This window comes from Flavobacterium sp., from assembly GCF_025352425.1.
GTDB lineage: Bacteria > Bacteroidota > Bacteroidia > Flavobacteriales > Flavobacteriaceae > Flavobacterium.
Genome location: NZ_JANXTI010000048.1, coordinates 1 through 22,014, shown reverse-complemented (window position 1 = coordinate 22,014; position 22,014 = coordinate 1). Strand labels below are relative to the sequence as shown.

Genomic DNA, 22,014 nt, shown 5'->3' with positions numbered 1-22,014 from the left:
CGTCTTATTTTGATTCTTTATTAATTTTATTAACTAAATATTCTTTTCCCACAATTTCCGAACAGGTTAATACAGCTCCTATAGTAACACCAAGAACACCATGCATATTTATAGATTGCCCTGTGAGATACAAATTATTCATTTTAGTTTTTGGAGCAATAAAAGTTTTCATGGGGTTGTTTGAATCTTTTACATAGCCGTACATATTTCCTTTAAATCCGCCTATATAATCTCTGTACGAGAGTGGTGTAGACGTATAAATTGATTTAATACAATCCCTTATTCCCGGAAATTTAAGCTCTATTTCCTGAAGAAATCTTTCTGTTTTCTTAGCTTTAAAGTCCTCGTAACTTTTTCCTCTATCTTCTTTCTGAGTTGTTGTATTGCTTGTCCCTTCCCATTGCTTCAATTCGTCAAATTTCATATACGTCATAACAGTCATTCCGTCTGCCCAAACATCTGTTTTTCCGGCATTTATGGAAGCCATAAAAGCTTTTGGCCAAGATTGTTCATCATAGTCGTGAGCACTCCAAACATCATCACTATTTTTGTAATGATAAAAATTGTGGTTTCTGTATCTGAAAGTTTCCGGTTTAAAAACGATATACAAGCTAAAAGCAGCAATTACACCTTCTAAACTTTCAATTCTATTAATATATACTTTTCTGAATTTGTCTTCGCCTACCATTTTTAAGGTAGCTTTTGGATCAACATTTGATATAAATATATTTCCAAAAACAGTCGAACCATCTTTCATTACAGCAGAAGTTACGTCATTATCTTCATATTCAAATTTCACAACTTCTTTGTATTTATAAACTTCGCCACCGTACTTTTTGAGTTGTTTTATTAATTGTTTTGTAATCTGACTTCCGCCATTAATACAACGCCAAGCACTTTGAATATATGAGTTTACAGATAAAGCATGTACATAAAAAGGAGATTTTTCAGCAATTCCGGCATATAAAAAATTAGTTCCTGCCAGTACTGATCGCAATTCTTTATTCTCGGTCAATTCGTCAATATATTGTTTAGCGTTAACAGATAAAATTTCAGTGTTATATACACCTGTTGCATCCAGATTATATAAAGGAAAGGAATCACAAGTTTCAATAATTTTTTTACAATATTGCTGGATAACATCTCTTTCCTCAGGAAAATTTTTCGTCAACTGGTTAGTGAAATTTTCATAACCTTGTGCATGTGGATATTCTTGATTTTGATCTTCAAAAGAAATGATGTCGAAACCATCTTCATCCATTTTTTTGAGTTTCAAATCGTCCATAATACCTAAATATTTAAAATATTTGTACAAATTCTGACCTTCACTTAATCCTCCAATATAATGTACGCCGGTATCGAAAATGGTTTTATCTCTTACAAAGGTTTGAAGATTACCTCCAAACTGGTTATTTTTCTCAAGTACACAAACGCTATAGCCTTCTTTAGCCAATATGATAGATGAAACCAACCCGCCTAATCCGCTTCCTATAATTACCACATCGTATTGCGCTTTCATTGTGCCTTTTTCTTTAAAACAATCAGTTCATTTTCTACCACTTCAATTTCAAAATCATTATCGATTATTTGATTTGACAGACTTGTATTTTCAATATTTTCAAGCAAAATGATGCTGTCACAAACATTCGTTATTTCTTTTATATCAAATTCAAAGTTAGCATTTGAAATTAAAACTACGTCATGTTTATTTTTCATAATTTCAGTAACATTTTCTGCATATAGGATGGATCTTTTCTTGAGGAAATGGTTCGTTTTTGCAACGGCTCTTTTCTCTTGATCATCAATAAAAGAAATGATTTTTCGTTGTGATTCTTGTAGTGAAAGCAAAACATCCAATTCGCCATAATCATTAGCAAAATGAGCTACTTTTGCATTTGCCGTAATGTACTTATTTACGTTATGAAAAAGCGGTGCGTGATTATTGATATTTGCTTTTACTGCTTGAATTATTTCCCTTTCCTTGTAACCAAAACTATTTAAAAGGGTAGATTTGAAATAATTGGCACCTTCATATTCCAATCGCATTTTTCTGTAATGTAATTTAAAAACGGCATTTATTTTTTTAGCTCTTTCGGTATAACTCTTCCCAAAAGATAAATCACTAACTACAATTCTATCTAAAAACTCAACAGTTGTCGATCCTTTATACAACATAAAATCCCCTTTTGGGGACACTTCAGAATATCCATGAATTACAATAGGAATAATGTCTAAATTAAATTGTTCGGCAAGGTAAAATGCTCCTTTATGAAATCTTTTCACACTATTATCCACTGATCTGGTGGCTTCAGGGAAAACCATTATTGAAAATCCTTGATTTATTTTTTCCCTCAAATGCTCAATCCCGTTGTCTATTCCGCTGGAAACCGGATAAAAACCGGCCAAGCGAACTCCCTTACCGAAAAATGGCGAATTATAAACCCAATCACTCACAAGAAATATGATTTTAGGACTTAACATCCCTATTGCTAAAATATCTAAGAAAGATGTATGATTGGCAATAATTACTCCCGGCTTTTGAAAGTTTTCATTGTGATTATTAATTATTTTTCTCTTAATAGAAGGATATGTTAGAAAAACGGAATGCATAAATTTTGACATTATAAAATGAAATGCCTGTAGTTTTTTTGTTCGTGAAATCGGAATTATTTTAATTAAAAGTGTTCCTATCAAAGACAATAATAATCCGCCGAAACCAAAATAGATAAACGACAAAACCGAATGAAGAAATCGTCTTATTTCAAAAGGAGGATTTCCTTTTTTAGTTGGGTTCGTGACAAAAAAATTAAACACTAAAGGTTGGATGATAAACGTAATTAGCAAAGCCGAAAATATCCCTACAATACCTATCAATGCAATAGATTTTAGAGCAGGATGTTTTGCGAAAATCAGAACGCCAATTCCCAAAATCGTTGTTGCAACCGACAATAAAATTGAAGTTCTATAAGTTGGTAATTCCGCTTTGCCATAGGTATGTTCTTTTTGTAACGCGGTGGTCATAAAAATACTGTAGTCAACTCCGATTCCAAAAATTAAAGTACAAACAATGATATTGATGACATTAAATTGCAAATCAAAAGCACCCATTAATCCTTTGGTGAAAATCCAGCTAATTGCGATAGGAATACTCCCTACAATAACCAATTCAATTCTTTTAAAAGATAAAAAAAGAATGATAAGAATTGCAATAAACGAATAGTTTATCAATTTTTCAAAATTGTCTTTCAGGGTTCCGAGGAAGGTTTCATTAGTTTGTTGCCTATCAATTACTACCAGATTAGGTTGTTTTTGAATTGCGGATACAAAGGCATCTCTTTTGTCCTTGGACACTTTAACCAATGTGGATATCGTATAAAAGCCATTTTTTTGAGATACAAATTCACTGATATAAAAGGCAGCTACTTTTCTAAAATCAGTTACCAAAATTGGCCTATTTTTTTTCTCTAATCGTTCGTAAAACGGATTGAAAGTTGTGATTTTGAATCCGAAATGGGTTCCGTTGTTAATTAATCGGCTTTTTACTAATTCTTTTTTAGCATCGCTCCAGAACGTATTCCAATCCTGAATTTTTTGTAGTTGCTTTTCTTTTGAAAATACCAATCCGCCAATTGAACTAAAATTTGTGATCAGTTTCGATTTTTTCTCATTTGTTAAGGCTTCAAAAAGCTTATTGTTATTACTTAAAACCGTTTCATAATCAGTTCCATAGGAAGCAAGATAGATTGATTTAGAGTCTCCATCCGTAATATTTTCGAGTTCTTTTTCGGTTTGTTTTAATTCGGGTGAAATAAAGTTGAGCGATGCTAAATCGTTGTTAAAAGTAACCCTCGAATAGGTAAAAAGGCAAACTATCAATATGACCATCATGGCTAATATCAAGAATTTATTTTTATGATACGAATACGCGCCAATCTTGTCGATTAAAGTGTCGTTTTCTTTGTGAAGCTGTAGGGTATTTTCTTTCGGAGCTATTTTAAAATTATACAACAACGGTATAAGTACCAATGAAAAAACAGAAGTAGCTATTACGCTCAAAGCAGCAAAAATTCCCAGATCTTTCAACGCTTCTGATTTTACAAATAACAAACAGAGGAAACTAATAGACGTCGTAACGCCACATAAAATCAGTGGTTTGGTAATGTCTTTATACAACAATTTTGCATCTTTATTATTCCGCAAATGGGTGAGTACATAAATAGAATAATCGGTGGTTTCGCCCAATAAAATAGAACTTATTCCAAGTGAAATGGCCGAAATACTTCCTTTGGTAAAATACAAAATGGCCAGTGCAAAAACAGCCCCAAATAAGGAGGGAATAAAAATAAGGATGGGTGATGTGATATTTCTGTAAAAGAAAATCAACATCAGAATCAAAGAAACCCCTGCAAAAATGGAAGTCCATTTCACATCTGCCTTTATTTGAGTTGCATTTCCAACGGCCACAGGAGTAGCGCCATAAAAACTCAATGCCACTTTACCTTTGAATTGTTTGTTAACCTTATCTTTAATGGTGTTTAACTGCTCAACAAAAATGGTGTTTCTATCGGTTTCGTTTGGGGGCAATTTAGGTGTTACAAAAAGCAGTAAATATTGTTTGTTTTTAGTGACTAAGAATCCGTTTTGAAGGGTGAAATCGTCACCAATGCTTAACTGCTGCATTTTTTTCAATGCAATGAATGAAATTCCAAGTGGGTCTTTGAGAATAAAATCTCTGGAAACAATGCCTGTTGGTGAAACTAACGACTTATAATCGGCGGCAACAATAGTAGCAATGCTGTCATTTTGAATTTTATTTTGAATGGCAGCATAATCGTTTTTATCTAAAAATAATGGTAGATTATTGTATACAAAATCAAATGTTTCCTGAAGATTTTTATCATCTAGCTTTCCTTGTACTTTGCCTACGTAACCCTTGCATTTTGAATCTAAGTTGTTTAAAAAAAGAGTTGCAGCTGCAGTTAAATCTTCGGGAGTTCCTTTTTTTTTGCTGCTAATTTTGATGCTAATTTTATCCGAAAAATTTACTTGATTTAAAACTTTTGCAGTCGTATTTGTTTTATCGTTGATAGGAATAAGTCGTGTGATATCTTCGCTTAATTGGATTCGAGTTGCAAAAACCCATAGTATAAAAAGAATCCCCGAAAAGACCACAACAGAAAATATCTTTCTCTTATTCAGGTAGGTATAAATAAAACTAAATAAATCCTGCATCTTTTATTTATTATTTTTAAAAGTAGTTAAAAATAATAAAATTAAATAGGAGATACTTCCGAAAATAACAGCACTAACTGTAGCTAGAACCAAACTGCCAACCAAGTATTGTTGCATATTATTTTGAATAGCTTCCAATGTTATTGATTTATCAAATAAAATCGTCGAATTGGAATGTACAAAAAAGCTTCCTGCTTTTATAGAACCATAGATAATAAAAGGAATAAATGGCGGGAAACTAATATTTGAAAAGGCAAAGGCAATGGCTTTGTTTAATCGAAACAACACGGCTAACGCCAGGACAATAATAGTTTGAAATCCCCAAAAAGGGCTTATTCCTATAAAAACACCTAATGCAATTGAAACTGATTTTTTTGTAATACTATCTTCATTGTGAAGTACATTTTCTAAAAAAAAATTCTTAATCCCTTTTCTTCTAAAGCTAAAAAAAAAATCTCTTGGTTTGATGTATAAAAGCGTAATGAAAACTAAAACTGTATTCAAAATACTAATTCGGGTAAAATCTATAAAAGGACGAAAATGGGAAACTCGTTCCGTTGGATCGTACAAAACCTGAATGGGGATATTTTTTATTGAAATTCCTTTCCATGCTGATCGGACAATGACTTCGATTTCGAATTCAAACTTATTGGTAAAATACTTTTTTGGAATTAATAGTAAAGGATATAATCGAAATCCTGATTGTGTATCTTCAAGTTTAATTCCCGTTTCAAACCAGAACCAAAAATTAGAGAATTTATTCCCAAAATTACTTTTTTGTGGAATAGAGTCGTGCGTCATGTTCCGACTACCTATTAATAAAACATTCTCTTCTTTTTTAATAAAATCAATAAATGCAGGAATATCCGAAGCAAAATGTTGACCATCCGAATCAATAGTTATAGCATAATTATAATTAAGTTCTACCGCTTTTTTAAACCCTTGTCTTAGCGCTATGCCCTTGCCACAGTTTTTAGCGAAATGTATTTGCGCGAGTTGGAGATATTCTTTTAAAATGTAAGCAGTAGAATCTGTTGAACCATCATTAACAATAATAATATTACTGGTGTAAGTCAAAACAGTATCCAAAACCCGTTTCAAGGTTTTTTCATTATTATAGGTTGGTATAATAACGCAATAATTCAATGAATCTGTTTGAGTTTTTCCAGAAATTAAAGGCTCCAATTTAGTATTACTTAACAATTATAAGGTTTGTTTTTCTTGACCAGAAAAGCTTTATTGTTTGCAAGATATACTTTTCTTATATTCTTTCAAAGAATTCGATCGCACTTTTAAAAACTGTTTCTAGCAGCTGTTTTTTTGTAGACACCGCTTAATTTCAAAGCTAATGTTTCATTAAAATAGGTTGTGTTTTTCACTTGTACTAAATAGTCATCGGTTATGACAATACTAAGTTCTAAACGCAATTCAGGTGTAACAAATGGATTTATTAATGCTGTAAACTTAACGCTTGCAAGTGTTTGCATAATCAAAAAGCTTTTGGTGAATTGCTCTGTAAGTTCCTTGATGATTTGTATCATGCAAACTCCCGGCATTACTGGGTTACCCGGAAAATGACCTTTAAAAACTTCGTGATTTTCATTAATATAAATTACGACTTCAAAATTATGGTCATCTTTTTTATCAATGGAGTTTATGGTATAAAAATCTTTTAATAGCATTATAGTATTTTAAGTAAAAGGGGCTAAGTTAATTTGGTTTAAAAAAAATTAATTTTATTCGCAATTTGATATTATAATGTTGGATTACTATTGTATCGGCAATATTATTTTTTTCGGATGCAAAATCAATCCTTATTTTTTCTTTTCTTTTCGAAGCGGAAACAATTTTGTATAGCTTTTCATCCGACTTATTTATATAAAGATAATTATAATTCGTTCCCTCATCTGATTTAAAAACTTTACTCTTCTCATCCTCCAACTGCTCGTTTATAATGTAGTTACTCCTCAAAATTAACCTGAAATCTTTTTTTAAAGTGGTAATGATGATTTTTTTATTCAATTCATCAACAATTGAATTTACTTTGAAATTGGTTTCAGAAATTTCAAAATCCAATAGTTTATTGCCAAATTCAGTTGTGAAAACAACTCTGTGTGTTGCATCATTTATTTTTTTAGCAATAAAAATTCCGGACAATTCATTCCTGTAAACGTTAATAGTAGCTTTATAAACATAATCGATTTCAGGGTTAGAAAAATAGGGAGCATTATAAATAGTTTTTTCCGGAGTTACCGGTTTTAAATCTTTGGCTAGATTATTCGTTGCACAAGAAGCTAAAACAAGAGGCAGAAAAAGATTAATTATTAAAAAGTGACGCTTCGATTTTTGCATTTAAAGTTTTGTTTTTTAATACAATTCTTGTGAAATCATCCGATGATTCGAGAAGTTTTATTTGAATTACGGTGGCGTCATCTTTGTCAAAAGTTAATTCAATTTGCTTGATATATTTTTTTAATGAAGCATCTTTTGGGATAAATTTAGCAATATTATTCGTTTTCGTTTTAAAATAAGTAATCAAAAATTCTTTATCATCAAACATATCCCCACTAACGCTACCAACAATTAATTTATTAATTTTTCCAAAAACCTTACTACTACTAACATTCATAGCACTTTTTTTACCTTCATCGTTTATAAGAATTTTGCCATTCATAAAAATGACACTGTAATTATAAGGTTTTTTGTATTCCCAAAGAATCATATTTGGTTCTTTAAAAATCATTCTGCCGGAAGTTTCGATGTCTTTCGACAAAAAAGCCAAGTGTTTGTATTGTACAAAATCGGAAGCCAGCGATTTAATTTTTCTTGACACTATACTTACCGATTGCTTGAAAGTAACCATTTCTGTATCAGACATTTTTTGTTCTTGAGCGCATAACGAAACATTCCAGAAACTAATAAATAATAGCACAAAATAAACTTTAAACTTCATATGCTTTGATTTTTAAAAGTTGTTCAAGTGAAACAACAGTGTATTTTTTTTTCTCCAGATATAACAATAACCGCTCCAACACTTTCACTGAGTGCAATGATGTGTCGTGCAAAAGTAGTATTCCTCCAGGAGTAATTCTCTTGGTTATTCTATTATAAATATTTTTTTCGTTTTTGAGAATTCCGTCCAGCGATCTAATATTCCAACCGATAACGATGTGCTTTGTTATTTCCAAAGCCTTTCTAATGGAGGGATTTGTAACTCCATAAGGTGGTCTGAAAAGTTGGGTTTTCACTCCGCCAACTTTTTCAATAATGGCATTTGTTTTCTTTATTTCGGCAACTATTCTTTTTTTACTATAAAAATCAAAGAATTGAGAATGACTATACGAATGATTCCCAACAATATGCCCTTCCAAAATTATTTTTCTGACGATATCAGGATGCTTTTCCATCCTTTTTCCTATACAAAAAAAAGCAGCTTTAGCATTGTGTTTTTTTAATAAATCAAGAACCAATAATGTATTTTCACTTGGACCATCATCAAAAGTTATGGCAATATTTTTTTGAGATTCCAATGGATTATTGCAAAAAGCATTTACGTGAAAATTTAGATTAATAAAGCAGGAACCAACAATGAATATAACAAATCTAGCGGCAAACAGCGCCAAACCCCACCACCAATTTACCTTTACAAACACACACAAAAGCACTAGTAAAGTGAAGAGCGTAATAAAAATGATATTTGTTTTTTTGTAGTTTAACATTTTGAAATTAAAGTAAAACTATGGTCAGTTCCTTTATATTGATTGTATAAAAGTATTTTTTTATAAGCTGCTTTTTCTATAGCATTTACTTTTATAATTTCAGGGACTTGTTGTGTTTTTATGATTTTGGCCCCTGTCCACAATCCAAATGCTGATGCTGTATTATATTCTCCAGTCAAATGTTTGTAATAAACCTGCGGTGTTTTTGCAAAACAATTTTCCGAAAGTATTTTGTAATATCTGTCGGTTTCTACATCACCATTATAACCTAAAATTACTGCATCTATATCGTGAATTTGCAATGCATTTGATTTTAGAAAATCAATTATATTAGTTTCAAGATCATCAATTTCAAGTTTATTTAGGATTTTTATATCCAATATTTCAGCATATGTAGTGTCTTGAATTTTAGACTCTAGAATAAAAAAAGTCGCGCCCTCGCCATAAACAACTCCCATTGAAGTGGCATTTAAAACTGAAAAAGGAGATTCATTCTCGGGCTTTATAAACTCAATTAGCTTTAACAATGACATTGTATATTCACTGGTTTCATCAATTCCTCCCACCAATACCGAAGAAGCTTCGTCTTCTTCTATTTTCATTTTTGCATCCAACAATGCCGATTCAAATGAAACCGAACCATTTACATAGGTTAAATTATAAGAGTTACATTGTAATCCCAAAGCTATTTGTGCGCCAACAGTATTGTGTGTTGATTGTATAAAAGAAGTAGGGGTTAGAAATTGTTCATCATTATCCAGAATAGCTTTTAAAAATTTTTCAGAATCTTCCATACATCCCATCCCTGTTCCGGTAATAATGGCATCAATGGTTTCTAATTTTGCTTCTCTTAAAGCCAGAGTAGAAGCCACGACACCATTTTTGACCCCCTTTGCCATTCTTCTTATGGCTACGGGAGAAATAAAATCTTTATAAATGGGTATTTTTAAGGGTAAAATTGATGCTGTTTTATTCCATACTGCTTCTTCCAAAAAAAAAGTATCAAACGTTTTCTGAGCCGAAATACAGCCTACACCATTGATATATGTTTTTTTCATTCGGCTTTTGAAAATATTAGAGTGCTGCAATTTCCTCCAAACCCAAACGAATTCGACAAAACATGATTTACATTTTTATATTTTAAAGTAGTTTGCGGAATCAGATGGAATTCCTCCATTGGAGTTTTAAAATTTAGATTGGGAAAGATAACATTATTCTGAATTGCCAGAACACTGTAAACAGCTTCAATGGCTGCTGCCGCTGCTAAAGTATGACCTGTAAAAGGCTTTGTAGAACTAAAATCGGGGATATTTTTCTCTCCAAAAACTCTAACAACTGCTCTCCCTTCAGATAAATCATTATTAGGTGTTGCCGTTCCGTGAACATTTATGTAATCAATTTGTTCCGGTTTTAAAGTAGCAACCTGAAATGCTTTTTCCATTGCCAGAAAGGCTCCGTCTCCATTTTCAGAAGAAGCAGTTTGATGAAAAGCATCGTTTGCGTTACCATAACCCGAAACTCTTGCCAAGACTTTTTTATTATCTTTCTTTACAACTTCATCCGATTCCAATACCAGATAAGCAGCCGCTTCACCTAGATTTAATCCTTTTCGATTATTATCAAATGGCATATTATCGCTGTCTGATAAAATCATCAAAGTTTTGAAACCGTTGATTGTAAATTTTGCCAAAGCATCAGTTCCTCCAACAATTGCTCTATCTAATTTTCCGGATTTTATCAATCGCGCACCCAACATAATTGCATTCGCAGCAGAAGAACAAGCGGTACTAATAGTTGTTACCATTCCTTGTAATCCCAATTCATCTGCAATGCTATTTGTAGTATCTCCTAAGTCGTGACTACCGATGTATTTTATTTTCTCAGGATAATTAAAATAGTCATGATAGTATCGCTCTGTCATATCCATTCCACCCACGCTAGTGGCCGAAATCAATCCCGTTTTGTATTCATTAATTGAAGTGATTCCGGCATTTAGAACTGCCTGTTTGGCCGCAATAGTTCCAAGCATTGCAGTCCTGGAAAAATTATTATCCGAAGAAAGGTTAAGTTCACTTAATAACTCTTGGTTGGTTTTCTTGATTTCCCCAACTTTGATTTCATTTGCATGAATTGTCGAAATATTTTCGATGGCAGTAATTCCAGTTTTACTATTCAGCAAGGAAACATAGTTTTCTTCAACCGAATTCCCGATAGCAGAAATAATTCCCATTCCTGTGATTGCAACACCTTTATTCATAACTGTTTTACACGACTTACTTTGTTAAGTTTTATTGATTATTTTAACCTATTTGCAGCAATATAAGTGGCCATGGTATTTATAGATTGGAAGATATTTTTTCCTTCTTTTGGGTCGACTAATTTGATGCCATAATTTTTGTCCAACATAACAATAAGTTCCAAAGCGTCAATAGAATCTAATCCTAAGCCGTCTCCAAAAAGGGGATCGTTATCATTTATATCATTGGTATTAATATCTTCTAAATTTAATACTTCAACAATACTACTTTTCAATTCTTGTTTTAATGCTTCCATGCTACTTATTGTAAAATGTTTTTAATGTTTGTTCATTATGTTCAGTAGTTCCTTCATTACTCACTAAATAAAGGAACGCTTTATATTCTTCTTTATAAAAATCTACCCATCCACACAATACTTTATCTGCCTTTTTTGTTTTCAAAAGTAAGTTGGCATAATTCCCTGTAAATAGGGGATTGAATTCGGCAAATATAAAAAAAGAATTTTCGCTTTTCAGTTGATGTCTAATACTAATTTCGCCTAAACAAATATTAGGTAGTGTATAAACAAAAACTGCCGGACTTGGATAATAATTCTCCTTGTCGTTAATTGAATTTTGGTATTTTACATCCGTATCCAAACTGGATGACGCATTGGCAAAAACCAAAGCTATATTGTTTTCTTTAGTACCATCCATTTCATTCTTCAAAAGTAATTCGGCAGCCAAAAACGCTAACTTACTTAAATCATCCATTTTAAAAAACTTGGGATAATTAATTTCAAAATACTGATAGGCTTTCTTTGAAAAATCGGAAAACAAATCTGACTCTGACTCGAAAATCATTTCGCCATTCAAGGTAACTTTGTTATTCTGAATCGTGCAATAAGATTGTATATAGGTTTTATCCGCTATCATTATTTTACTTTTTCGAATAAAACCGCAGAATTGCAACCGCCGAAGCCAGAAGCCGTTTTGAGAAAATAGTTGATGTTCTTATCTTCATTTTCTTTAATTATATTGATTGACTCACTCACTCCCATTTCATCAAAACCCAAAGACAAAAATAATTTATTTTCCAAAACCGATTGAATTCCGATAACAGTTTCTAACAAGCCTGAAGCTCCCAAGGTATGTCCGTAAAAGCCTTTTAAACTATTAGTGGGAACATCTTCCAACCCCAATCTGTTAAAAGCAATGGCTTCCATTTCATCGTTAAAAAGGGTGGCTGTTCCGTGAGCAGAAATATAATCAATTTGATTGGCATTTATTTTGGCTTCATTCATAGCACTTTCAATACTTCTAAAAAGCCCTTCGCCATTTCTAGATGGGCCGGAGATATGATTAGCATCATTTATAGATCCGTCGCCAATGATTTTTATTTTCGAATTTTCGTTGTCAGAGGAAACCAAAACCGCTGCTGTTGCTTCACCAATAGTAACTCCGGTTCTGTTTTTTGAAAATGGTTTACAAGGCAAATCGCTTAGCGCTAAAAAAGAATTGAAGCCGGACAAAACAAATCGCGAAACTTCATCACCTGCCACTACATAGACAGAATCAAACATTTCAGCTTGTATTAATCTTTTGGCAATTGATAGTGACAAAACTCCCGAAACACAAGCATTAGAAACCACTATTGGGGATGTTTTGAATCCAAAAAAGGAGGCGATATTTTTTGCTAAATGATGTAAATGTGCTTTCTGAAAGTTGTCTTCCGAAGGATTTTCTAATGCAGTTATATTTCCTTTGGTTGTAGAAAGTATGAAACCAACTTTTTCATCAAAATTCAATTTCGATTTTTTAATCATCGGTTCCAAGGCCAAAATCATCATTTTTTCTAACCTTGTAAAATTTTCTGAGATTGAAATTTTGGCAAAAGCCTCATTTAATTGTTCACTATTAACTATTGAAGCATAAAACGGCTTATCCATCATTGTATTTTGATGTAATTGAATCCCTGAAACGCCGTTCATAATATTTTGTACATTGGCAGCAACATCAAAACCTATGGGCGTAATACAGTTAGTCTCCGTAATAAAAACTTCTTTTTTCATGTTATTTTTTTAGCCCGACTCTGCGTTTCCATTCTTCATAAAATGGTGGATTGGTAAGCATTAAATCTCCCATTTTATCCAAAAAAACCTGAACAGTTTCTCCGGTACAAGCAACTTCATTCTTGGCATCATAAATAATATATCTGAATATCATTTTAGCAGCCGGTGTGTCAACAATCGTAGTTTCAATCCTGGCAACATCACCATAACGCAAAGACAATTTATGTTCACAAGTTGATTTGACAATTGGAGTTGTAAAGCCGCTATCATATACATCGAGATACGATATTCCGTGTTGGCGACCAAAAGCTTCACGACCATCTTCAAAATAGGTGATGTAATAGCCATGCCAAACGATTCCGAGAGGATCAGTTTCGTTAAATCGCACTCTGATTTGTTGTGAAACAGTCAGTTCTTCTGCCTCTTCAAACTCTTCTTTTCTTCTTTTCATAAAATAAAGCTAGGGTTGTTGTAAAAATAAGAATACATAGCAATAGGCAATATTAGTTTGCTAAAACAGTTTTCATTTGGCCTTTTGCGATTTCCACATCATTTAATCTTGTAACCACATCAACCAAAGTAATTCCGGCAAAACCCTGTAGTATAGAAACCGTTGTTATGATTTCATCGTTAAGTTTAGGGAGTTCTTTTATTTGAATGTTTTTTATGGAACCGATATAGCCTGTTGGCGCTGGCTCTTTTCTTAAATAAAACTGATATCCGGTATGTAAAGCGACAGATTGTGCCATGTGTTCTATCAAACCTGCTTCAACCAAATAGCCATCTTGAAAAAAAACAGCATTTGCTTCTATTTTAAATCCGGAAACTATGGAGGTTTCTGTATAATCATACATTTTATCAACCATTACAAAAGGGAATTTTTGAGGAAGTAACCCACCAATAAAATCTTTATCTTCAAATTTGTTTATTATTATATCCTTTGACATTCGCAAGTTGCTAATTGGTTACTATTGTTTGAGGTTTATTTCTTTAAATTTTCTTGATTTATGATCTCGTTTTACATGGATCCAATCTGGCCAGGTCAATACATCTTCGGCATCATATATTCGTAATCGTTGAGTCTCATCTTTTACAAGTAAATCGGCTGACATACATCCTAAAATTGCTGCAGCCGCTTCTACTCCGGAATGAGTAGCCCCGGCAACACCGTGTGACAAAGTGCTTGCACCACAAAGAAACAGATTGTCGATTTCTGAATTATTTTTATATGAGAATGGGCCCACTTGATTTAATGTTTTTTCCGTTCCATACACATTTCCTCGTGTAGAATTAATATAAAATTCATTTGTTTTTGGCGTTCCTAATTCAACTTGAACTATGTTTTGTTTCGCCCCGGGAATAATTTTTTCAATGTTATTCATCAGTTTGTTTATGACTTTTTCTTTAAAAATAATGTATTCTTTGTTATGGTAATCTTTCAATCCATTGAAATCATTTAAATTATCATAATTTACGTAAGTTACAACTTCAAAATTATGATGCCTACCGTTAAAACTTACCGGGTCTTTTATGGTAGTACAACTTATAAATACGGCCGGAAACAAATTTCCGGCGGTGATGTCATTATTCATCAAATCTTCAAAATTGGCATCGTCATTTTCATCTTTCATCATCCAAATATTTCCGGAATCAATTCCAAATTGTGTTACGTCTATATCTAAAGTGAGAAACAAAATTAATGAAGTCACAGAGTACTTTGTTTTATTTAATTTTTTCATTAAGCTTTTGCTCAAATACGATTTTCCAACCAAATTTAAATAAGTTACTGAGGGATCCGCATTTGAAACGATATTTTTAGCAAAAAGAGATTGTCCATTTTTGAGCAAAACTCCGATGGCTTTTTTGTTTTCAATAATAATTTTTTCAACATCCTGCTTTAATCGTACTTCGCCTCCATGTTTTTTTACACCATTGGTCATTGCTTTTACAATGCCGCCGCCGCCGCCCATCGGGTAAAATCCCCCATCAAAATAATGGCCCATTACCGAACAATGAACCGGAAAGCAAGCGCGATTAGGAGGAAGCCCATGATCTCCACATTGAATATTAAGAACCGCCTTCAGCAAAGGGTCTTTGATATGCCAGCCGATAACCCTTTTTAATGGGAATAATGCAAATTTTCCGAAATGTTTGGTTCTAAAAGGAGCCGTGATTTTTTGCCAAAACCCTTTCAGTTTGGGGATTAATTGAAGTTCAAAATTGACTTTTTGAATTAAGGTTAGATACTCTCTTATGTTTTTTTCTTCTTTTGGGAAACGGGTAGAAAGCATTTTTCTTAAATTTTCTACTCCGGCCGGTAAATCAAAGGTTTCATCCCTAATTAAGCAATGTTCATATCCGTTTTTATTCATTCGAAAAAAAACCATATCGTTAGCAATTCCCAATCCACGATAAAGCTCATTTGTAGATTGTCCTTCGTCAATGTACCCAACGTAATGTACTCCCGGACTAAATCGTTGACCGTTAAGAGTAAAACTATGGCTCCAACCTCCCGGGACATAGTGCTGCTCTAATACCAAAACTTTTTGTCCGGCTCGGGCCAAACAAATAGCAGTAGCTAAACCACCAACCCCGGAACCAACTATTATTGTGTCGAAATGGTTCATAGTTTATTTTGAATTTGATAAATATACAAAATCAATGTATAGATAATGGTATGAGTAATTGGAGATTATTTTTTGCCTTACTTTCCTAATCTGTCCCAAAAATCAAAATAGTTAAACCATTGCAAAGGATATTTCCTTAGTATTGCTTCTACGTCATCAGTATATGCTTTCAGCAATCCTTTTTCGTCCCGATGGTGAACTTTTGCTTCTCTTGTGTACAAATGGTAATGCAGATGAGGTTCTTTCATTACATACACAAAAACTACGGGAACCTTTAATCTTGATGCTATTAGGAAAGGGCCTGCCGGGAAATTGGCTTCTTCTCCCAAAAATTCTTCTCTCAAAGATTTTGCGCCTTGAAAATAGCGGTCACCCGTAAAACAAACCAATTCATTTCTGGCTAAAGCTGCGTTTATCTCGAAAATATGAGACAAATCATCTTTGATAAGTATAATTTTAACACCTGATTTTTTGGAAATTTTTTCAAGATAATTCTTAATGACAGAATGTTCTAAATCACTGGTTACTACGCTGAATTGAAATGTGTTATCAATTTCATTAAAAAAATGATTGGCAATTTCGAAATTACCAATATGGCCACTAATAAGGACGCCTCCTTTTTTTTCTGCTAAAAGTTTTTTTAAAATTTCTATTCCATCAAATTCGTAAGTGAATCTGTTTCGCATTCCTGAAGAAACAGCCATTTTATCGAGAATCGTTTGGCCAAAAGTGAAGTAACTCATGAAAACCATTCTTTTTGATTTGAGATAAGAATAGCCTAATCGTTCTCTGAAATAATAAAAAATAGATTTATTACTCTTTTTAAGGAAAAGAAAATAATAGAAAGCCACAAAATAAAGAACAAAATAAGCGAATTTGATTCCTGTCTTTTTAATAAAGAACACAAATATCTTGTATCCTAAAACTGTTCCTTTAGATTTTCCATCCCATTGGGCCATTTTATAATTTTAATGATGGATTTTAAATTTGGAGGGATTTTTTAATTAGAAGCTTTAAGCTTTAACTTATTTTCAATCAAATCATAAAAACTTTGAAAAGAGGCAATTCCAACAAAATCTACTTCAACTAGTTTTACCCCGAAATTAGATTCGATAGCAACTACCAAATCTACATAATCCAAACTATCTAATCCTAAAGTGTCTTTTAAATTTGCTTCCGGTTGGACATCGTCTATATTTACCTCAAATTCTTCAACTAAAAAATCATTTATTTTTTCGACTATTTTTTCTTTATTCATCTTTATATAAACTTTTTGACTACTAATGCTGAATTAGTTCCTCCAAATCCAAAGGAATTCGACAAAAATATATTAATTTCCTTATTCAATGTGGTTTTGACCAAATTTAATTTTGCAGAATCTTCATCTGGGGTTTCTAAATTGATGTTTGGAGCAATAAAATCATGTTGCATCATTAATACGGAATAAATGACTTCGCTTGCGCCAGCCATCCAACATTCGTGTCCGGTCATTGATTTTGTTGAACTTACACACGGATTGCTTTCTCCGAAAACTTCAAAAATGGCTTTTGCTTCGTTACCGTCTCCAACAGGTGTTGACGTTGCGTGCGCATTGATATAATCAATATCCGAAGGTTTTACATTAGCTTCATCCAATGCTCTTTGCATTGCAGTTGCCGGACCTTGAACATTTGGAGTTGAGATATGACCTCCGTTTGAAGAGAATCCGTAACCAATAATTTCCGCAAAAATGGTGGCACCACGCTTTATGGCAGATTCGTAACTCTCTAAAATTAATGTGGCCGCACCGCCACTTGGCACTAATCCGTCACGGGAAACGTCAAAAGGTCTTGATGCTTTTGCTGGTTCACTTTCTCTTGGTGAAAAAACGCCTAAACCATCAAAGCTACTCATGGCGTATTTGTTTATTTCTTGTGCTCCTCCACAAATGATGATGTCCTGAAAACCGTTTTTGATTAAAAAATATCCTAATCCAATAGAGTGTGATCCGCTTGCACACGCTGCACTAACAGTGAGATTAATACCTCTAAGTTTAAAAATTGTAGAAAGATTCATTGTTACGGTGGAGTTCATCGATTTAAAAATCGCGCCTGAACCTATAAGTGATGTGTCTTTCTTTTCTCTTAATATGTCGGTCGCTTCTATTATTGCCATTGAAACACTATCGTTACCATACATAATTCCAACTTCATTTTCCTCAAAAAAGGCATCATCTATTTTAGCATTTTTTAATGCTTCAATGGTTGCCATATAAGCATATTCGGTTTCTTCGCCCAAACTTATTCTTTGTCTTCGCGTAAGCAATTCTTTTAATTCTGGTTTTGGAACCTTACCGGTTAATGAGGATTGAAAGCCAAATTCTTTACGTTCCGGATCAATTACAATTCCGGATTTTCCATTATAGAGAGATTCTTTTACTTCGTTTAATGAAGTTCCGATGCAGGAATAAATTCCCATTCCCGAAATAACAACTCGTCTATTCATTATTGATAATTATTTGCTTTAAGAATAAATTCCCCCATTAATATTAATAATCTCACCTGTGATATAACTTGATTTTCTGGATATCAAAAAACTTACAAGATCTGCCACTTCTTCTGCTTCACCAAAACGATTTACGGGAACTAATTTAATCAATTCGTTCTCGTCTAATTGGCTTGTCATATCGGTTCTGATAAAACCCGGTGCGACCGCATTTACAGTAATATTTCTTTTTGCAACTTCTTGTGCCAAAGCCTTGGTTGCCGCAACAACAGCTCCTTTAGCTGCCGAATAATTGGTTTGTCCCGGAGTTCCTTTTACCCCCGAAAGAGAGACGATGTTGACAATTCGACCGTATTTATTGCGTAACATTTTTTGGATAAAAAAATTGGTAACATTGAAAAACCCATTCAAACTGGTATTTATAACACTTGACCAATCTTGAGGACTCATCCACATAAACAATCCATCCTTTGTGATTCCGGCATTATTGACTATTGCTTCTACAATTGCTTCCGGATTTGCCTCCTGCCAATGCGTTAATGCGGTTTTCACTTCTTCAAAGTCTGCGACATTAAATTGAATGATTTCGCCGGTGGCACCATTTTTCTTTACTGCTTCAAGGGTTTCTTCGGCAGCGGCTTTATTTGAGTGATAATTTATCAAAATATGATAATCTGTATCAAAAGCTAACTTTTGACAAATAGCACTGCCAATTCCTCTTGAACCACCTGTAACTATAACGCACTTCATATTTTATTTTTGAAAAAGTTCTGCATTTTGATACCATTGTCCTAATACTTGACCATCCGGTTTTAAAAACCCCCAGTCACTTCCATATTTAACCCTTGCCAAACCATTTATAAACCCTTTTTGGTCATCTTTAAAAATAGAAAAAATCCCACCGGCTGTTATTCCATATTTAGTTGGGATTATTAATTTTCCGGAGATATTGATAAACCCCCAATCATTCTCTTTTACTGGCGCTAAACCATCAGCGCTAAATACTTCAGCGTCATTAAATGTTGGTTCAATAACTAAAGTGCCTTTAAGGTCAATAAAACCCCATTTTTTCCCAACTAATACAGGGGCTAAATTATTATAGAATGCTTTGGCTTTATCGAATTTAGGCTCTATACCCAATTTCCTTTCAAATCAATAAAACCAATTTTGTCATTTTTTCGGGCATACGTTACATCCTGAACTAAAAAATCCCATATTTTATCTACGCCCTCAATGGCAATAAATTTTCCGCTAACCACTAACCCAAAAGCGGTTCCGTTTTTTACCCAAGTAACATTTTTAAAATAATTTCCAATTTCATCATAAATTATTTCTACAACAATTTTACCTGAAGTTTCAATTATTCCCCAACGATCATTATTTCTTACTCTTGCGAAACCATTTTCAAATGATTTAATAACATCATATTTTGGCTCTAAAACAACCGCCATTTTATTGTTAATCAATCCTATTTTATCCTTTTGTTTAATGAAAGCAACGCCATCCTCAAAATCATATAGTTTATCAGAACTTGGCGACTGTTGCTCTTCCCCTTTTTTATTGATGTAAATCCATTTTTTGTTTTTGGAAACAACACATATTCCGTCATGAAAATATTTTACATCATTTAAAGTTGCAGGGATTACCCATTCCCCTTTTGAATCAATAAATCCCCATTTTCCGTTTTCTTCCACAGCGGCCAAACCATCTGAAAAAGTTTTTGCAGTTTTATATTTCGGTTGTATTACAAATGCGCCGGTTTTAGATATATAACCAAATTTATCGTCTTTTCTAACCAAAGCTAATTCTTGCGCGTTAATAAATTGAGCAAACAGTAATATAGAAAGTAATAATTTTTTCATGCTTAAATATTTTGGATTAGAAAAAGCAAATTACTAATTATTTATTAAATAGTCCTTTACTTTTTGAACATAAGGATACATTACCTGATCTTCTTTGAAGAGTGGGATAATCTTACGAACATCATCATACATTTTTTTAGTTACAGATGAAACTTTTTCTTTTTGCTCTAAACAGTCAATCGCCTGAACAATGGTGATTAACTCAATGGCCAATACCTCAAAAGCATTCTCAATTACCTTAGCAGTAATAACCGCCGCATTAGTGCCCATACTTACAATATCCTGATTGTCATTGTTGTTTGGAATACTATGAATATACATTGGATTCGATAACATTTGATTTTCGGCAGTGGTTGAAGTCGCTGTAAACTGCACTCCCTGCATTCCAAAATTAAATCCTAAAGTTCCGAGATTTACAAATGGAGGCAGTATTTCGTTTATTTTTGAATTTAATAAATAATTCAATTGACGTTCGGCAAGCATTGTCAATTTGGTAATTACGATTTTTAGTTTGTCCATTTCCAAGGATACATAATCGCCGTGAAAATTTCCACCGTGATAAATATGTTGGGTTTTTACATCAATTATTGGATTATCGTTTGCCGAATTAAATTCGTCTTCAAGAATGGAAGCCGTATTATTAATTGTTTCAAGAACGGGGCCTAAAATTTGAGGAACGCATCGTAAAGAATAGTATTCCTGAATCTTTTCTTTAAATATGTCTTCATTATTTTTACCTGAATATAAATGGTCTTCCCTTTTTCTGATTAAGGTACTATCGGCAAGGTTTTCTCTCATTCTTGCCGCTATTTCTCTTTGTCCTTTATGACATTTGGTGTTATTTAATTCTTCCGAAAAATGATCATCATACGCCTGAACAATTTCATTAATAGCACAAGAAAATTTTAGGGACCAATCTAATAACTTATGAGCATAATAGATGTTTACAACACCTATGCCTGTCATTACAGAAGTGCCATTAATCAATGCTAACCCTTCTCTAATTTCCAAATGAATAGGGTGTAGGTTTTCTAACTCAAAAACTTCCTGAGTTGGCCTTCTTTCTCCTTTATAAAAGACTTCTCCCTCACCAATAAGGACTAAAGCTAAATGTGCCAGTTGCACTAAATCACCACTGGCACCAACACCACCATGTTCAAATATTAAAGGAATTATATCTTTATTTATTAATTCCTTCATTAAATGTATTACTGAAGGATGGACACCGGAATATCCTAAGGAAAGTGTATTTAACCTGGCCAATATTGATGCTTTTACATAAATAGCATCCAATGGTTTTCCGGAACCCGAAGCATGACTTCTAATTAAGTTGTATTGCAATTGAATTCGATCCTCGTTTTTAATACGATATTGAGCCATCGGGCCAAAACCGGTATTAACACCATAAATAACTTTATTTTCTGAAAATAGTTTTAAAAAATCAAAACTTTCATTAATTCTGTTTAAAACAGCTTCACTTATCTCTATTTGCTTATGGCCAAATATTATAGATTTAAATTCTTCTAGACTCAAATATTCATTAATAGTGCTCATGCAACCCTTTTTATTATACCTAATCGATTTTTTTAATTAAAATAATTGTAGTTATTTTGAAGGTTGCAAATGTATACTAATAATCATTTATAACCCGTTGGGTGTAATTAAATTGTTTGATTTTTAATATTGTTTATTGGTCTGTCAAATATGAATTTATTGATATACTGAACCAATGTTAATGCTGTTATTTTTGCTAAAATTCTTGTTTTAAAACCTTCAAAAGTT

General features: G+C 32.9%; 22 protein-coding genes and 1 pseudogene. All 23 read right to left on the bottom strand.

Translation table 11 applies throughout. The features are described 5' to 3' along the window. Nucleotides 1-4: 4 nt before the first annotated feature. Nucleotides 5-1,519, bottom strand: a complete 1,515-nt coding sequence (locus Q0Q99_RS06845; RefSeq protein ID WP_293893388.1) for an NAD(P)/FAD-dependent oxidoreductase — start codon at nucleotides 1,517-1,519, stop codon at nucleotides 5-7. Further along, nucleotides 1,516-5,232 (bottom strand): 1-acyl-sn-glycerol-3-phosphate acyltransferase, encoded by a 3,717-nt coding sequence (locus Q0Q99_RS06840; protein ID WP_293893385.1) that lies wholly within the window; start codon nucleotides 5,230-5,232, stop codon nucleotides 1,516-1,518. Before Q0Q99_RS06840 ends, Q0Q99_RS06845 begins: the two co-directional genes overlap by 4 nt. Nucleotides 5,233-5,235: 3 nt before the next feature. Then, complete coding sequence (locus tag Q0Q99_RS06835; RefSeq protein ID WP_293893382.1) at nucleotides 5,236-6,378, bottom strand: DUF2062 domain-containing protein; 1,143 nt, start codon at nucleotides 6,376-6,378, stop codon at nucleotides 5,236-5,238. A gap of 146 nt (nucleotides 6,379-6,524) precedes the next feature. After that, complete coding sequence (locus tag Q0Q99_RS06830; RefSeq protein WP_293893379.1) at nucleotides 6,525-6,914, bottom strand: 3-hydroxyacyl-ACP dehydratase; 390 nt, start codon at nucleotides 6,912-6,914, stop codon at nucleotides 6,525-6,527. A 28-nt stretch (nucleotides 6,915-6,942) separates the two neighbouring features. Further along, on the bottom strand, nucleotides 6,943-7,584 hold the full coding sequence (locus Q0Q99_RS06825) for a hypothetical protein (RefSeq protein WP_293893376.1): 642 nt from the start codon (nucleotides 7,582-7,584) through the stop codon (nucleotides 6,943-6,945). Next, a complete protein-coding gene (locus Q0Q99_RS06820) occupies nucleotides 7,550-8,185 on the bottom strand; it encodes an outer membrane lipoprotein carrier protein LolA (protein ID WP_293893373.1) in 636 nt (211 codons plus the stop codon). The genes Q0Q99_RS06825 and Q0Q99_RS06820 overlap by 35 nt, the downstream gene beginning before the upstream one ends. Further along, nucleotides 8,175-8,951, bottom strand: a complete 777-nt coding sequence (locus Q0Q99_RS06815; RefSeq protein WP_293893370.1) for a polysaccharide deacetylase family protein — start codon at nucleotides 8,949-8,951, stop codon at nucleotides 8,175-8,177. Before Q0Q99_RS06815 ends, Q0Q99_RS06820 begins: the two co-directional genes overlap by 11 nt. Further along, complete coding sequence (locus tag Q0Q99_RS06810; protein ID WP_293893367.1) at nucleotides 8,945-10,009, bottom strand: beta-ketoacyl synthase N-terminal-like domain-containing protein; 1,065 nt, start codon at nucleotides 10,007-10,009, stop codon at nucleotides 8,945-8,947. The genes Q0Q99_RS06815 and Q0Q99_RS06810 overlap by 7 nt, the downstream gene beginning before the upstream one ends. Continuing rightward, nucleotides 10,006-11,208, bottom strand: a complete 1,203-nt coding sequence (locus Q0Q99_RS06805) for a beta-ketoacyl synthase (protein WP_293893364.1) — start codon at nucleotides 11,206-11,208, stop codon at nucleotides 10,006-10,008. The genes Q0Q99_RS06810 and Q0Q99_RS06805 overlap by 4 nt, the downstream gene beginning before the upstream one ends. Nucleotides 11,209-11,246: 38 nt before the next feature. Beyond that, nucleotides 11,247-11,504, bottom strand: coding sequence for a phosphopantetheine-binding protein (locus Q0Q99_RS06800; RefSeq protein WP_293893361.1), 258 nt, complete (start codon nucleotides 11,502-11,504; stop codon nucleotides 11,247-11,249). Between the two features lies 1 nt (nucleotide 11,505). Then, nucleotides 11,506-12,123, bottom strand: a complete 618-nt coding sequence (locus Q0Q99_RS06795; RefSeq protein ID WP_293893358.1) for a 3-oxoacyl-ACP synthase — start codon at nucleotides 12,121-12,123, stop codon at nucleotides 11,506-11,508. After that, complete coding sequence (locus tag Q0Q99_RS06790) at nucleotides 12,123-13,259, bottom strand: beta-ketoacyl synthase N-terminal-like domain-containing protein (RefSeq protein WP_293893355.1); 1,137 nt, start codon at nucleotides 13,257-13,259, stop codon at nucleotides 12,123-12,125. The genes Q0Q99_RS06795 and Q0Q99_RS06790 overlap by 1 nt, the downstream gene beginning before the upstream one ends. Before the next feature lies 1 nt (nucleotide 13,260). Next, nucleotides 13,261-13,710 (bottom strand): thioesterase family protein, encoded by a 450-nt coding sequence (locus Q0Q99_RS06785; protein WP_293893352.1) that lies wholly within the window; start codon nucleotides 13,708-13,710, stop codon nucleotides 13,261-13,263. 52 nt (nucleotides 13,711-13,762) lie between these two features. Next, entirely contained in the window at nucleotides 13,763-14,206 is a 444-nt protein-coding gene (locus tag Q0Q99_RS06780; protein WP_293893349.1) for a hypothetical protein, read from the bottom strand. A 21-nt stretch (nucleotides 14,207-14,227) separates the two neighbouring features. After that, nucleotides 14,228-15,886 carry an NAD(P)/FAD-dependent oxidoreductase gene (locus Q0Q99_RS06775; protein WP_293893346.1) on the bottom strand — a complete coding sequence of 553 codons (1,659 nt, stop codon included), beginning with the start codon at nucleotides 15,884-15,886 and terminating at the stop codon, nucleotides 14,228-14,230. A 77-nt stretch (nucleotides 15,887-15,963) separates the two neighbouring features. After that, nucleotides 15,964-16,845 carry a lipid A biosynthesis acyltransferase gene (locus Q0Q99_RS06770; RefSeq protein ID WP_293893343.1) on the bottom strand — a complete coding sequence of 294 codons (882 nt, stop codon included), beginning with the start codon at nucleotides 16,843-16,845 and terminating at the stop codon, nucleotides 15,964-15,966. A gap of 41 nt (nucleotides 16,846-16,886) precedes the next feature. After that, on the bottom strand, nucleotides 16,887-17,144 hold the full coding sequence (locus tag Q0Q99_RS06765; RefSeq protein ID WP_293893340.1) for an acyl carrier protein: 258 nt from the start codon (nucleotides 17,142-17,144) through the stop codon (nucleotides 16,887-16,889). 2 nt (nucleotides 17,145-17,146) lie between these two features. Continuing rightward, entirely contained in the window at nucleotides 17,147-18,370 is a 1,224-nt protein-coding gene (locus tag Q0Q99_RS06760; RefSeq protein WP_293893337.1) for a beta-ketoacyl synthase, read from the bottom strand. An 18-nt stretch (nucleotides 18,371-18,388) separates the two neighbouring features. Further along, nucleotides 18,389-19,120 carry a 3-oxoacyl-ACP reductase FabG gene (gene fabG, locus Q0Q99_RS06755; protein ID WP_293893334.1) on the bottom strand — a complete coding sequence of 244 codons (732 nt, stop codon included), beginning with the start codon at nucleotides 19,118-19,120 and terminating at the stop codon, nucleotides 18,389-18,391. A 3-nt stretch (nucleotides 19,121-19,123) separates the two neighbouring features. After that, nucleotides 19,124-19,510 carry a WG repeat-containing protein gene (locus Q0Q99_RS06750; RefSeq protein WP_293893331.1) on the bottom strand — a complete coding sequence of 129 codons (387 nt, stop codon included), beginning with the start codon at nucleotides 19,508-19,510 and terminating at the stop codon, nucleotides 19,124-19,126. Continuing rightward, entirely contained in the window at nucleotides 19,501-20,232 is a 732-nt protein-coding gene (locus Q0Q99_RS06745; RefSeq protein WP_293893328.1) for a WG repeat-containing protein, read from the bottom strand. Before Q0Q99_RS06745 ends, Q0Q99_RS06750 begins: the two co-directional genes overlap by 10 nt. A 33-nt stretch (nucleotides 20,233-20,265) precedes the next feature. Continuing rightward, nucleotides 20,266-21,786, bottom strand: coding sequence for a histidine ammonia-lyase (gene hutH, locus Q0Q99_RS06740; protein ID WP_293893325.1), 1,521 nt, complete (start codon nucleotides 21,784-21,786; stop codon nucleotides 20,266-20,268). A 107-nt stretch (nucleotides 21,787-21,893) separates the two neighbouring features. Next, nucleotides 21,894-22,014, bottom strand: a pseudogene (locus Q0Q99_RS06735) (IS982 family transposase); the annotation flags it as partial.